Source organism: Aliiroseovarius sp. D2-2 (genome assembly GCF_055809455.1).
The window spans coordinates 2,521,122-2,533,745 of record NZ_CM147913.1; the positions used below are offsets into that span (position 1 = coordinate 2,521,122).

Annotated in this window: 12 protein-coding genes and 1 tRNA gene; 4 read left to right on the forward strand and 9 right to left on the reverse strand. The window is 52.3% G+C overall.

What is annotated here, in order from left to right; all coding sequences use genetic code 11:
* Nucleotides 1–62: 62 nt before the first annotated feature.
* On the forward strand, nt 63–1,325 hold the full coding sequence (locus AC0L6A_RS12430; protein WP_473290429.1) for a hypothetical protein: 1,263 nt from the start codon (nt 63–65) through the stop codon (nt 1,323–1,325).
* Nucleotides 1,326–1,595: 270 nt separating this feature from the next.
* Nucleotides 1,596–3,230, forward strand: coding sequence for a DUF6119 family protein (locus tag AC0L6A_RS12435; protein WP_473290431.1), 1,635 nt, complete (start codon nt 1,596–1,598; stop codon nt 3,228–3,230).
* Nucleotides 3,231–3,394: 164 nt separating this feature from the next.
* On the opposite strand, the gene AC0L6A_RS12440 is transcribed toward AC0L6A_RS12435, so the two are convergent.
* From AC0L6A_RS12440 to AC0L6A_RS12455, 4 genes are all read right to left on the reverse strand, one after another.
* A complete protein-coding gene (locus tag AC0L6A_RS12440) occupies nt 3,395–3,751 on the reverse strand; it encodes a hypothetical protein (protein ID WP_473290432.1) in 357 nt (118 codons plus the stop codon).
* A 104-nt stretch (nt 3,752–3,855) separates the two neighbouring features.
* A complete protein-coding gene (locus AC0L6A_RS12445; RefSeq protein ID WP_473290434.1) occupies nt 3,856–4,914 on the reverse strand; it encodes an HNH endonuclease signature motif containing protein in 1,059 nt (352 codons plus the stop codon).
* Nucleotides 4,915–5,124: 210 nt separating this feature from the next.
* A tRNA-Thr gene (locus tag AC0L6A_RS12450) sits at nt 5,125–5,200 on the reverse strand.
* A gap of 46 nt (nt 5,201–5,246) precedes the next feature.
* Complete coding sequence (locus AC0L6A_RS12455; protein WP_473290436.1) at nt 5,247–6,908, reverse strand: ABC transporter permease; 1,662 nt, start codon at nt 6,906–6,908, stop codon at nt 5,247–5,249.
* 48 nt (nt 6,909–6,956) lie between these two features.
* Here AC0L6A_RS12455 and AC0L6A_RS12460 point away from each other — a divergent pair, with 48 nt between their 5' ends.
* Entirely contained in the window at nt 6,957–7,874 is a 918-nt protein-coding gene (locus tag AC0L6A_RS12460; protein ID WP_473290438.1) for a hypothetical protein, read from the forward strand.
* Nucleotides 7,875–7,924: 50 nt separating this feature from the next.
* Here the strand turns inward: AC0L6A_RS12460 and AC0L6A_RS12465 are convergent, their stop codons facing one another.
* The gene (locus tag AC0L6A_RS12465) at nt 7,925–8,182 is read right to left on the reverse strand and encodes a DUF2312 domain-containing protein (RefSeq protein ID WP_473290439.1); all 258 of its coding nucleotides are present in this window, start codon (nt 8,180–8,182) and stop codon (nt 7,925–7,927) included.
* Between the two features lie 191 nt (nt 8,183–8,373).
* Here AC0L6A_RS12465 and AC0L6A_RS12470 point away from each other — a divergent pair, with 191 nt between their 5' ends.
* Complete coding sequence (locus AC0L6A_RS12470; RefSeq protein WP_473290441.1) at nt 8,374–8,589, forward strand: hypothetical protein; 216 nt, start codon at nt 8,374–8,376, stop codon at nt 8,587–8,589.
* 49 nt (nt 8,590–8,638) lie between these two features.
* Here AC0L6A_RS12470 and AC0L6A_RS12475 read toward each other — a convergent pair whose 3' ends face one another.
* From AC0L6A_RS12475 to AC0L6A_RS12490, 4 genes are all read right to left on the reverse strand, one after another.
* Nucleotides 8,639–10,723: a 3-hydroxyacyl-CoA dehydrogenase NAD-binding domain-containing protein gene (locus tag AC0L6A_RS12475; RefSeq protein WP_473290443.1), complete on the reverse strand. Its 2,085-nt coding sequence runs from the start codon at nt 10,721–10,723 to the stop codon at nt 8,639–8,641.
* A 130-nt stretch (nt 10,724–10,853) separates the two neighbouring features.
* Entirely contained in the window at nt 10,854–11,066 is a 213-nt protein-coding gene (locus tag AC0L6A_RS12480) for a hypothetical protein (RefSeq protein WP_473290445.1), read from the reverse strand.
* A gap of 87 nt (nt 11,067–11,153) precedes the next feature.
* Complete coding sequence (locus tag AC0L6A_RS12485; RefSeq protein ID WP_473290447.1) at nt 11,154–11,480, reverse strand: TraR/DksA family transcriptional regulator; 327 nt, start codon at nt 11,478–11,480, stop codon at nt 11,154–11,156.
* Between the two features lie 76 nt (nt 11,481–11,556).
* The gene (locus AC0L6A_RS12490) at nt 11,557–12,594 is read right to left on the reverse strand and encodes a FliM/FliN family flagellar motor switch protein (protein ID WP_473290449.1); all 1,038 of its coding nucleotides are present in this window, start codon (nt 12,592–12,594) and stop codon (nt 11,557–11,559) included.
* Nucleotides 12,595–12,624: the final 30 nt, after the last annotated feature.

The window sequence follows — 12,624 nt, forward strand, 5'->3', positions numbered from 1 at the left end:
CCGGAGGCTCCCAAGCGTCCAGCGCATCCCACCAGTCAAAGGGCGCGCGCCCCAAGAGGGGGGTGATAGTAGCACCCCCCTCTGGAAATACAGAGACCCCAGAAGACTACACCGTTTTGCATCGGGGCTTTGACACTCTGGCCCTGTCTATTCAGGCCAATATCGGCCCGGAACTGTTTGAATATCTGGAAGCGCAGAAAGCGATGGCCGAGGAAGAGCAGAAAGACGTGCTGGTCTCCTATGGCGGCGCAGAGTTCTTGCTGAAGCCATACGGCGGCAAAGGGTATCGCTTCTTGCTGGACGGTGGCCCCGAAGGGGCGAATTGGTCGATCAAGAAACCCAACTCACGGGACAAATGGGGCATCCGCTTAAGCTTCGGATCGTTCTTCATGTCCATCTATGGCCTAGGAGCCGCCAAGGCCCATTGTGAGCGCGTTCTAGACGCCTTTGGGGTGCGCTATGGCCCGGACGGCGTTAGCATCTCTCGTGCCGACTTCTGCGTCGATGTGCTGGTGAATGATCTGGTGCTGGACCCAAACAAACTGATTGCGCATAGCGCCGCCGGTCGCCGCGATAACATCACTTATGAGGATGTGGCCGTGCATGGCAAATCCGGCTGGGTATCGTCCGTCACATCTGGCAGCATCACCAACCGGCAGGTCATTATCTATAACAAACGGTCCGAGGTGATTGCCCATGGCAAGCGCCATTGGTGGGACATCTGGAACCATACGTTACGTAGTGGGGTTGGGAACACCAACGCCCCCTATACGTTACATAGGGGCCATGTCCCTGGCCCCCTCACCCCGGACAAGACCCAAGCTGCCCAGAACCAAGTCTGGCGGGTTGAGTTCCGGGCGGGCAAGTCCCTGCTGAAAGACCGCTGGGGCATCCGCACATGGGAGCAGTTCTTTGACCAGTTCGGAGACCTCTGCCGGTCTTCTGGTGAGCGTATCCGATACACGGAACCCGACCCCAATGATACCAACCGCGCCCGCTGGCCGAACCACCCGCTCTGGGACGTGGTCTGCGCTGAGATGAATGACGACCTGATCGAGATGCGCAGCGGGGCCGACCCGAACCCCATGAAGGAGGTTCACCGGGAAGAACACATCGCCAGCCTACTGAAGCAGGTCACAGGCACCTGCATCACCATGGCCGCGTTGGAGGGATGGGAGCACGAGGAACTGCCGGTGGCGTTCAACAGTTTTGCCGAGCGAATGACCGGGGCTGTTGAGGAAGACCCCGAGCGATCCGCCAAGCAGCTACAGGATGCCAAGGACAGATATGTGTTTATGCGGGAGCCAGACAAGCCGCCTGCATAACTTTACCAATACGTAGGAAACGGAGAGACATACGAAGCGCCCTATGTAACGTATACGTAGGGCGCTTACGATATGTAGGGAATGCCTGAGGTATGATAAATTCTGTCTAGCCATTTCAGATATGTCTGTCAGAAAGTGGCAGCTCCGAACCAAATTCAAAGAACCCTGTCGCTCAGTTGACTTGGGAAAGTGCCACCCCTACCCTACACCTATTAGGCGAGTCAGTGCTGACAATTTGATTAAGCGATTACGATTCACGAGGGTATTATTTTGGCTAAAACAAGAACTTTTTCATTATATCTAGCCAAAGATGGTGTCGACGAATTTGAAGATGTTTTCACGCAAAACGCAAAAGATAAAATTGCCGCTGGTGCAGCAACTTATGAATCAAATGAGCTAGGAGAAAAAGCATCTGTCTACATCTTTGAAAACAACCCTATTCCCCCCGTTTGGCTTTCCGTTCTAAATGGGGTTTTTCAAGGGTTACCTAGCATCAAGAATAAGTCTTCATGCGCAGTTATCGTTTTCTTGCATTTAGACCGAGTTTGGATCGCACCATTTGCGCACGGCTGGCAGTTCATTGACGATACCAAAATTGAAATGGATTTTGGACTGAAAGTCGCAATTAATTCTCTGGATGATGACAAAATTAAGCGTATTGATAGAAGCCATTTAGGCGAAGCAATGAAAGGTGTTTCGCAATCAGCGTTTCAGCGAGATTTGCAAGCATTCGGCATAGACGAAGCCCTCGATCTCGTTCGACGAATTAGTGGGCGCAAAGAAGGGGATGAATTCGCCCGAAGCCTGACTGGTGCAACAGCTTTAAAAATTTCTCGTGAAATGGATTTGTCGGAACTGGCAGACGTTGCGGAAGAGGCGTTGAATCGGTTTAATTCGGACGATTACAAGACCACCGGATTTCATATCATCGACAAAGTTCGCCCGATACTCGATCCAGTTGTTTTGGCGAGGCTGGATGAAGAAGCCGTGAATATAATCAAGAACGGCGGTGACAATTTTGAGTTGTCTATGCCCGGATGGTCAGAGGATGATGTAGTTTACTACGGCCTGTTTGGCCCCGGTGTTCAGGGGCGCTTTCCTGACCTTCTAATGGCAAATTACCGTGACGCGCTCGGCGGCAAGCTTGCTGCCCTGAATGTTGCGATGATGACTTCAAAGCATGGCGTTTTTGCGGAATTCAATAATGACGCGGCAAGCAAAAAAAGATGGAGTATCAAGAAATCACTGATCGGTTCGATTGTCGTTGACGGCGGTTTGTATGCAATTAGTGAAGGCGAATGGTATCGACTGGATCAGCAGTTCAAGGGAGATGTTGATGCCGCGTTTCAGACATTGATCGTAGCATGGGATGGGCATCCTCTAACGATAATCAAAAAAGTTTCCGCAGACGGTAAGAAAACGGGTTTTGAAAGTGAACTGGACTACAATACTCGTTGTGCGGCTGAATACGGTCAGGTGCTGCTCGATCAGGAAATTCTGACAGTGCCAGCAATTCCGTATGGCAAATTTGAAGCCTGTGATCTTCTCGACATTGAAAACAAGCGCCTGATCCATGTGAAAAAAAGCTCCCGCCAATCCAGTGTTCTGAGCCATTTCTTCAAACAAGGCAGTAATTCTGCGAGGATACTGAAAACCATCCCCGAAGCTCGCGATGTGATGATTGAAAAAGTCAGGAACCTGACTGATGATGCTACTGCTGATAAATTGAGGGACAGTTTTGGAGACATCCTTGCTGGCTGGACTGTGGAGTTCCACATTGTTGATGCACCAAGGGCCGACGGAACTCACAAAATCCCATTTTTTAGCCGGATCACGTTGCGGGATGAAGCTCGCACACTAAAAGCGATGGAGTTTAAAGTGGCACTCAAGTTTATTCCTACTTAGACGAGAAGATTGAGCTATAGTATTTGCTGCTCTTCAATTGCTCTGAACGGCTGTCACGAATTGATCCACTAAGCACTGGCTTGATACAATCCGATTGGTGCTTGGGCTTATTGGCACTCAAAGATACCGCTAGTATCGTCGACGCCAATACCCGTTTTAGGCCGTCAGTCTTTAACCTTGATTTCAGCCCAGCCTTTGCCCCACTCTTTGACTGATTTGCCGGATCGACTCTTCTCAATCGGCCAGAATTGCCGCTGAAAGCATCGACCCTCAAATTCCACAACTTGCTTGCTAGTAGCGTTTGGAAATGCCTTGTCTAGTTCCTGCTCGAGTTTTTCAGAATCCGAGAGTGGAACGAGTCCGGCGGCCTTTAGTAAATCTTCGATTACTCGTACGTGTCGACGCGCTGCTTTTATGTCGGAGTCATACTTATTAGGGTTGTTACCTGAGTATCGATCAAATCGGTCTGTCCAGACTTTCAGCTCAGTCCTAGCATTTTCGAGATCTTCAATCTTAAACATGGGAGTCCCCTCAAAGTTGTACGCCTTCTAATTGATTACCTTTGCAAATTTAGCAACCCTAAAGAGTAGCCAATCTCGAGTGCGTTGAGTGGGTCAGGTGGGGTTCAACAAAAATCGTCGAAAGTATCACCACCTTCCCAAGATAGACCCTGAGCAATGGTGAACTCCTTTTGGGCGCCCTCGTGCGTGAAAAAAGTACCAAGGCTTTCATGCACAAACACTTCATTTTCGAAGGTTATCTGCGCAAGCGACCAAGGCTTGATCGCCTTTTCACCATGTTCGCCGATAATGAAAATCGCATCTTGGTCTTTTGACATAGCCACGTCACCAACCTTGGTCTCGTCGAAAGGGGTAATAGCTGAGATTGCACCTTTTTCTAATCGGTCAAAATAAGCTTCTAGCGGCGCATTCACTGTGGAATTAGGGCAAAGCGGAAATTCCGCTGGAACTTGCCAATTGCGCTGAACGGCGCCTAGAGTTTTCGAGATAACTAGCTCCGGCTGCACCGCTTCAGCAGTCGGAGCAGTTCGTCCATAGACCCACTCACTGAGTGTACCGTGTTCCGACTGCTGATCAGCTTGCGCCCACTTTAGCATACGTTCTCGGCTATATTTGGCTTCTGATAACGATACGGTTCGCATCCATTCAAAGTCAGAGTTGAGCGGGCCGTTCTTCGGATTGCGAGGATCATTGAGGAATTCCTCAATGCTGCCGTAAGTGTACTCAATTCGCTTAACCGTGATTGGATTCAGGAGAATATTTTCTAATCTAGTGACCCACCGGAGGTTTTCAGGGCGATTGTTTCTGCGATTAGTGTCAATGTGGTCAACCACGTAGCTCTTACTCTGCGGCTCACCATGAAATGCCGTCGCCACGATACGGTGTACTTTGTGCGAAGAAATACCCATATAGCCGTCGTTTGGACTTGGAGTCCCGAAAGTCCACTTTTCATCGAGGGGACGCCGACGCTTACCAGTGCGCGTGAGGCGGAACACAGCACCGTTGTCGCGAACACAATAGCTCTCTCCACGATACGTACATGATACCTCCTGTTGGAAATTGTGAAGTTTCTCATCGTCTGGCATATAACCCTCAGTTTGCTTGCGGCTAAAAAAATTCTCCCTGAAGGTAAGCTTACACGTAAAAGAGGCAATCAAGCGCACTCAAGTCGCCAGTGAACATGCGGCAAACCTTCACACCAAACTGCGATTCCAAACAATGCTTGCTCTCGAACGATGATCAAACCGAATCTATCGCTTGACCGTATCACACGTGCCACAACTCAGAACCTGCTTCCGATATGCTTCCAGATTTTACGGGCAAAAATACCGCGCCAAGCCAAAGCGCTCAAGTAGTTGAATTTATTTATGAAATGGTGCCCCCACACGGACTCGAACCGCGGACCTACTGATTACAAATCAGTTGCTCTACCAGCTGAGCTATAGGGGCACTTCGGTCGATCTAATTGCTTCTTTCGGAAGGTGCAAGGGAAAGTTCAGCGTCGGCTCGCACGGGCCATCAAAGCGACTGCGCAAAGACCGACGGCAATCACCATCAGGGCTGGTGGCGCGGCCTGTCCTAGTTGTTCAAGCGAAGCTTGTTCATAGACCCGCGTGGCCAATGTTCCATAGTTGAATGGACGCAGCAGAAGGGTCGCGGGCAGTTCTTTCACACTGTCGACGAAAACCAACAAAAGCGCAGTACCGACCGACCCACGGATCAATGGAAAATAGACTTCGGACAGAGTGCTGCTAGCAGAACGGCCAAGCGATCGGGCCGCCATCGGAATATTGGGCGAAACACGCTCGATCGCGGCGTCGGTGGCCCCTTGTGCAATGGCAAAAAAGCGAACGCTGTAAGCGTAGATCACAGCAAACGCCGTGCCGGTCATAACAAGCCCCGGATCCCATCCAGTTAGCGCAAGAACCCCATCTGCCATCGCGTTGTCCGCGGCGGCCATTGGGATCAGTATTCCAATACCCAGGACTGCTCCTGGTGCGGCGTAGCCTATGGTCGTAACCGGCATAAGCTTACGGGCAAGCATGTTCCCCGACAAGCGAACGCCATAAACCAGAAACACCGCCCCAAGTACTGTAACCAGGGCCGCAACCGAACCAACTGTCAGTGTGTTGACCAGTGCCGAGAACAACCCGTTCGACAACCAGTATTCCGGCTTCGACAAGGCGTGCGAAATCAGTACAGACACCGGCAGCACGAAACCGATTACAAACGGCACGCTACAAAGCGCCAATGCAGCCAAACCGCCCCAACCATCCAAGTTTCGTGGTTCAACCGGGCGGCTTTGACGGGACATCCGATAGAACCGACTGCGCGAACGTCCCATCTTTTCAAGCGCTGCCAGCAAGAATACAAACCCGAGAATGACCAAGGCAATCTGCGCGGCCCCTCCCGCGTTGTGACTTTCCAGCCAGACCGTGAATATCCCCGTCGTGAGGGTTTGGACGGCGAAATAATCAACCACCCCGAAGTCCGAGACCGTCTCCATCATTACGATGGCCACACCCGCCGCGATGGCTGGACGTGCCAAGGGAAGGCCTACGCGCCAGAAGCGTGCGAAGGGCCCTGCCCCCAAGGCACGGGCGACTTCATAAGCATCCGCTGATTGTTCGCGGAAGGCGGCCCGGGCCAGAAGGAACACGTAGGGGTTCAACGCCGCACCCAACACTACGATCGCTGCCCAACGGGATCTGATTTCGGGGAACCAGTAGTCGCGTGCGCTTTCCCACCCAAACAAGGATCGTAATCCGGTTTGCAATGGGCCCGCATACTCAAGAAAATCGACAAGAGAATAAGCGCCAACATAGGCAGGAATGGCCAAAGGGGTGAGCAACAACCACTCTAGCCAGCGTGCGCCAGGAAATCGATACATGGTGATAAGCCAAGCGGACCCTGTCCCAATGGCTGCCGAAAGAAACCCAACTGACAGCGAGATTATCATCGTGTTGGTCACATATCGCGGCAGCGTCGTCGCCATCAAATGTGGCCAGGCATTCTCTTCGGGAGTGAACGCCAGCCAAAGGATCGAAAGAATGGGCAACAAGACCAGCGCAGCAATCAGAATTGCCCCGAAAGACCAAATGTTTAGGCGTAACCTGCTGCGGCCCGCCATATCTTTCTGAGTCTTTTGCTCAACCATGTATCGGCTTTAACCTGAAATTAGTTTAACTGTCCAGAAATCCCCAGTATGTTTCACTCCGGCAGGACAACAAGACGCGGGCAACATATGAAAATCGCAATACATATCGGCGCACATTGCACTGACGAAGATCAGTTGACCAAATCGCTGCTTAAAAATGCCAATCAGTTATTTTCCGATGGCATCGCCGTTCCGGGACCCACTCGCTATCGTGGGTTGTTGGGTCAGATCATGGTCAAGTTGAATGGCAGCGTCGCCAGCGCTGATACGCAGGACATGCTAATCGACGAGCTGATAGATTCGAAGCAGGCTGAACGGATCGTTCTGGGGCATCAGCACTCTTTAGGCGTACACCATCGCGCGATTGAAGGTGGCAGATTGTATCCCCTTGCCGAGCGCAACACGGTTTGGATGCGAAATCTGTTTCCCGAGCATGAAGTCAGCTTTTTCATTGGCATCAGCAATATAGCCAACTTCATGCCAGATATTGCGTCGCATTTGGATGAGGAGAAGCAGGCACTTATGCTGGGTTCAACCAACCCGCTTGACCTGTTTTGGTCTGATGTGATCGAGAGTATTCGCCACGCTAACCCCGGCACCCCGATCACCGTTTGGTGCAATGAAGATACGCCACTGATCTGGCCAGAGATCATGCGCGAAATTACAGGGGTGGATAGTACCGACAAGTTGGAACGGGGAAATCTGGATATCCTTGAACAGATTACCAAAGAAGATGGGATGACACGTTTGCGCGCCTATCTGCGTGAAAACCCGTTCCAGAACGAAGTTCATCGCCGTAGAATTCTAGCAGCCTTTCTTGATAAGTTTGCTAAGGACGGCGTAATCGACCACGAAATCGGCTTGCCAGGATGGACACAGGGCCTGGTCGATGAACTTACAAAGAATTACGAAGATGATCTGCAAGACATTGCCGAGATTCCGGGAGTGACTTTGTTAACCCCATAAAAAAGGCCCCACAAATGGGGCCATTTTTTTAGGTTATCCATTGGGTAGGATTACATGCCCAATGCCTCTTTATACATCTCAAGAACAGCTTCTTCTTCAGCGATGTCATTGGCGTCACGTTTCCGCAGGGCAACCACCTTGCGTATAACCTTCGTGTCATAACCGCGACCTTTTGCTTCTGCCATGACTTCCTTTTGCTGATCCGCGATGTCTTTTTTCTCCATCTCGAGACGCTCAATGCGTTCGATAAACTGGCGCAGCTCATCTGCTGTGACGCGATAGCTGCTTTGGGTCTGTTGATCGTCCATTGGGCCCTCTTTCCTCTGATGGCCTGAAGTTCACCACAAAACGTAGCATCAACCGCGTAACTGCGGCACTGAACAACAGGCGTTGTTGCAAACCGATTTAGCCTGACAGATACCTACCTTCAAGACCTCTCGGGGCTTGCGAAGCATCATCGCGCACGGTAGGCGCAAACAAACCGGAATAGGAGACCGACATGGAGTGGCTGATTATCATTGGGGCAATCATGTCCGGCTTTGGCCTGATCGGACTGGTGGCCAGCGCGCTGAAGGTTATGAAAGCTAAGCGCGAAGGGCTTGATGACGCCGAACTGCGCGCCCGCGTGCAAAAAGCAATGGCGCTGAACATGGGGGCGCTTGGCCTGTCCGTGTTGGGCTTGATGTGTGTGATCGTAGGCGTTTCGCTGGGCTGAATTTGCAAAGGGGCAGACATGCCCCTTCGCCTAAATTCAGCTCTTCGGCTTAAAGATCGCCGAACTTGCGCCCATTTTTGATCAGTTCATCAAACAAGGGACAAGGCGCCCAGAACCGCGGCTCTTCCACCTTCCAGGATGTTAGCTGGTTCTTAACAGCAAGCAGTCCTACTTGATCGGCAGCCATCATCGGTCCACCGCGGTAGCGCGGGAAGCCATAGCCGTACAGAAGCACGACATCCACGTCAGATGGGCGCAATGCCACCCCTTCCGACACCAGACGCGCACCTTCATTTGCCATTGCATAAAGGCAGCGATCTTGGATTTCCTTGTCCGTGAAACTGCGCGGGTTGATGCCAAGTAGTTTGCGTTCTTCGTCGATGATCTCCAGAACGTCTGGGTTTTCGACCGGATCGCCTTCCTGATCATGGACATAATATCCCCGACCAGCCTTTTGTCCGAACCATCCCTGTTCACAGATTTTGTCGCCGATAGAAACATAGCGATCTTCGGGTGCACGTGTGGCCGCAAGTCGTTTGCGTCGTGCCCACGAGATATCCAACCCAGCCATATCCAAAACTTGATAGGGTCCAATTGGAAAGCCATAGGCCCGCATTGCCGCGTCAATCTGTGCCGGGGTCGCCCCATCTTCAAGCATGAAATCCGCAGCCAAGCGATACGCGGCCAAAACCCGGTTGCCGATGAACCCGTCTGCAACCCCGGCCCGAACCGGTATTTTACGTAATTTGCTGGCTAGCTTGAAGCCGGTCGCAACCACATTAGGATCGGTTTTCTCGCCAACTACAATTTCCAGCAGTTTCATAATATGCGCAGGTGAAAAGAAGTGATAGCCAACCACGTCTTGCGGGCGCGTGATTGTGGCAGCCAGCGCGTCGATATCAAGATAAGACGTGTTTGTTGCCAAAATTCCACCCGGCTTCATGACCGCGTCCAATTGGGCAAACACATTGCGTTTCACATCCTCGTCTTCAAATACAGCCTCAATGATCAAATCGACCTCTGAGAGGTCCTGCATCTTGGTCGTGCCCGTAAGACGCGATAGGCGCTCTTCACCGGTGGCCGCATCAATACGCTTCTTCGCAACGGATCCGTCATAGTTGACCACGATACGTTCAACGCCACGCTCCAGCCCCTCCTGATCACGCTCGACCAACACGACTGGAAAACCTGCGTCCAAGCAAGAAATAGCAATTCCTGTCCCCATTGTCCCAGCGCCAACCACACCGATCGTACTGATCTTTCGTAGTTTTGCACCTTTCAGTTCGGGAACTTTGGCAGCGCGCCGTTCAGCAAAGAAAGCGTGGCGCATGGCAATAGCTTCGGGCCCAATTTCGCACTTGTCAAATGCGGCACGCTCCATCGCGATACCTGCTTCGAAGGGAAGGATTTGCGCTGCCTCAACGCAGTCAATAATCTTTGCAACCGAAGGCAGCGGGTCGCTTTTCATCTTCTTGCGGAGTTTGGCGACAGCATTGGAAAAGCCTACGGCATCCTGCAATCCTTCAATTCGATCACGGGTTGGAACCGTTTTTGCCCCCGCCGCAATCACATCACCCGCCATTGAGATCGCAGCCTGATCAACGTCTTCGTCCACGATCTTGTCGATCAGCCCAAGTTTAAATGCGCGCTGTGCAGAGATGAGCTTTCCGCTCAGCATCAAATCAAGGGCAGCATCCGCCCCAACGATCCGCGGGACACGTTGCGTCCCCCCGCCTCCGGGCAGGACACCCAGTTTCACTTCTGGCAGACCAAGCCGGGCACTGCTCAAAACAATGCGATAGTGGCAGGCCAAAGCCAGTTCAAATCCGCCACCCAACGCGTTGCCATGAACGGCCGCGATCGTCGGTTTCGGGCTTGTCTCAAGAAGTTCACACACCTGCGACAGGATCGGTGTTTCACGCGGCCGACCGAATTCACTTACGTCCGCGCCAGCGGGGAAAGTTCTGCCACTGGCGTTAAGGACAATGGCCTGAACTGTATCGTCATCAATTGCGGTTTGGATCTTGTCCGACAGCCCAACACGCACGGCGTGGCTCAGCGCATTGACTGGTGGATTGCCAATCGTGATGACAGCAATATTGTTTTCGATGCGTAGTGCGACAGGTTCGGACATGGTTCCTCCGTGATCAGTTCCCTTCAAGGGCCAGATCGAGGGTAGCATTGTCAATGCCTCTTGGCGTCATTCGCACATCTTTACCGACCAATTGGTCGGTTTTGTCGCATATACGCCATATAGCTGGCAATCAAATGGGCATGTTGTCGAACAACTCGTCCGCGTCATCCTCTTCCAACTTGTCTTCGAAACGACGAATGTCTTCTGGAACCGGCAAACCGAGCTTGTCCAGCTCTGCAATTTTCTCGCGAAGTTGTTCTTGCAAGATGTGCCGATCTTCTGGACGTTTCGCAATCTCATCCAAAATCAAACTGATCGAGGCCTTAAGCTCTTCAAACGCCATGGCGTCCTCCCTTCATTTCAACGATTGGGTTTACACCCCCTCTACGCAGTGCGATGTCGCCGCAGGCTAACCAGCGGCGACAAGCCGTCATGCATGCTTGGCCGCGCAGTCGCGACAGAATGGAGTATGAGGCAGGACCTTCAGGCGTTCGGGCGAGATCTCATTCCCGCACTCGACGCAAAACCCGAATTCGCCCTCATCCATTCGGATAAACGCGGCCTTAATCTGTGCGATCTCAGTCTGACCCGAGGTTCCAAGACCTTCCAGAACTTCGTCTTCTTCGCGCTCCACGGCCAGTTCCTCCCAGTCTTTTGACTGGTGGCTGTCCAATTCATCTTCAATCTCGTGAAGTCGTTTGTCCAGTTCGTTCATGCGCGCGTTCAGAATGGCGCGATACCTGTTCACATCAACCATTGCGTTCTCCTTTTACTCGAATTTGAAACTATACGCGGAAGATTGCCTTGATACAGGTCAAGCTTTTGAACCGGCCCTATTGCCCCGGTGTGTCCGCCTGATCTGTGACCCAAGAAGTTTCATGAACGGGCGCGGCTAGCCCATCATCTGGCAAGGAGTTGAGTACTTGAGGATCTGCCGTTGTGACCGATGTTAAACCCGTCTTGTCTTTTCTGGAAACAGAATTCGTTTCGAATGCCATTGCAGGTCCAATCCGCAGGGCCCGTTGTCCCCGCACCTGCCCCAACCGGCAAGTTGTGACTTCGTGTCCACCCGTGTCCAACAAACTGACTTGTCCAACCGCTTGAAGCGGAACCGAAAGAACCATGCCAACCTCTAGTCCTGCCACATCAGTCACCGGCAATTGCACCTCATGCAATATCGCGTGCAGTTCTGCCTGACAGGTCAGTGCAACCTCCTCGGCCGTTTGAACCTCTGGCCCGCCGTGACCCACTGAAGATAACTTAGACTTGCTTGTGGGTTCCAACGGCAAAATCAACGTCAGCACGCCTCGCTTCGCACCACCATCCAGTTCCAGATCAACACGGAAGGTGCGATACACCACGTTTTCCAGCGTCAGGGAGATCACCTGAGGATCCATGAAAGGCAATGCGTACCGATAACCCGATACAAGCTTGGCCATGGCCAATCCGGCATCGTGAGCTTCAACCTCAAAGCATTCTAAAGTCCGATCAACGAAGTCTGCACAAATGGCCGCATCGGTGCGCGTGGGCGCACGGGCGGCGGACGTATTTGCAGAGACCTTTCCAACCGTCAACGCTTCGATCAAACCTGCAAAAAGCGCGCTGTCCAGAATTGCCATGCCGAAACTGCTTTCCGGCCCTTCAACCATGCACAACAGCGCCTGATCGGGAAGTTCACCTAGCACGTTATCAAGTACGGCTGTGCCTTCTGTGGCGTCCTTAACCGAAACCGCGATACCCGCGATGTCCCGACCAGCACGGCGCAGAGCATTGCCAAGTGCCCCTGTCGCCGTTAGCGGGCGTATTTCGGTCTTTGCACGCCGGGCGCCCGCTTTGCGCTGCAGGACGCTGGTGGTTTCTGTTTCGGCCATGTCGGCTCCAAGCGATCAATCGCTTCGACA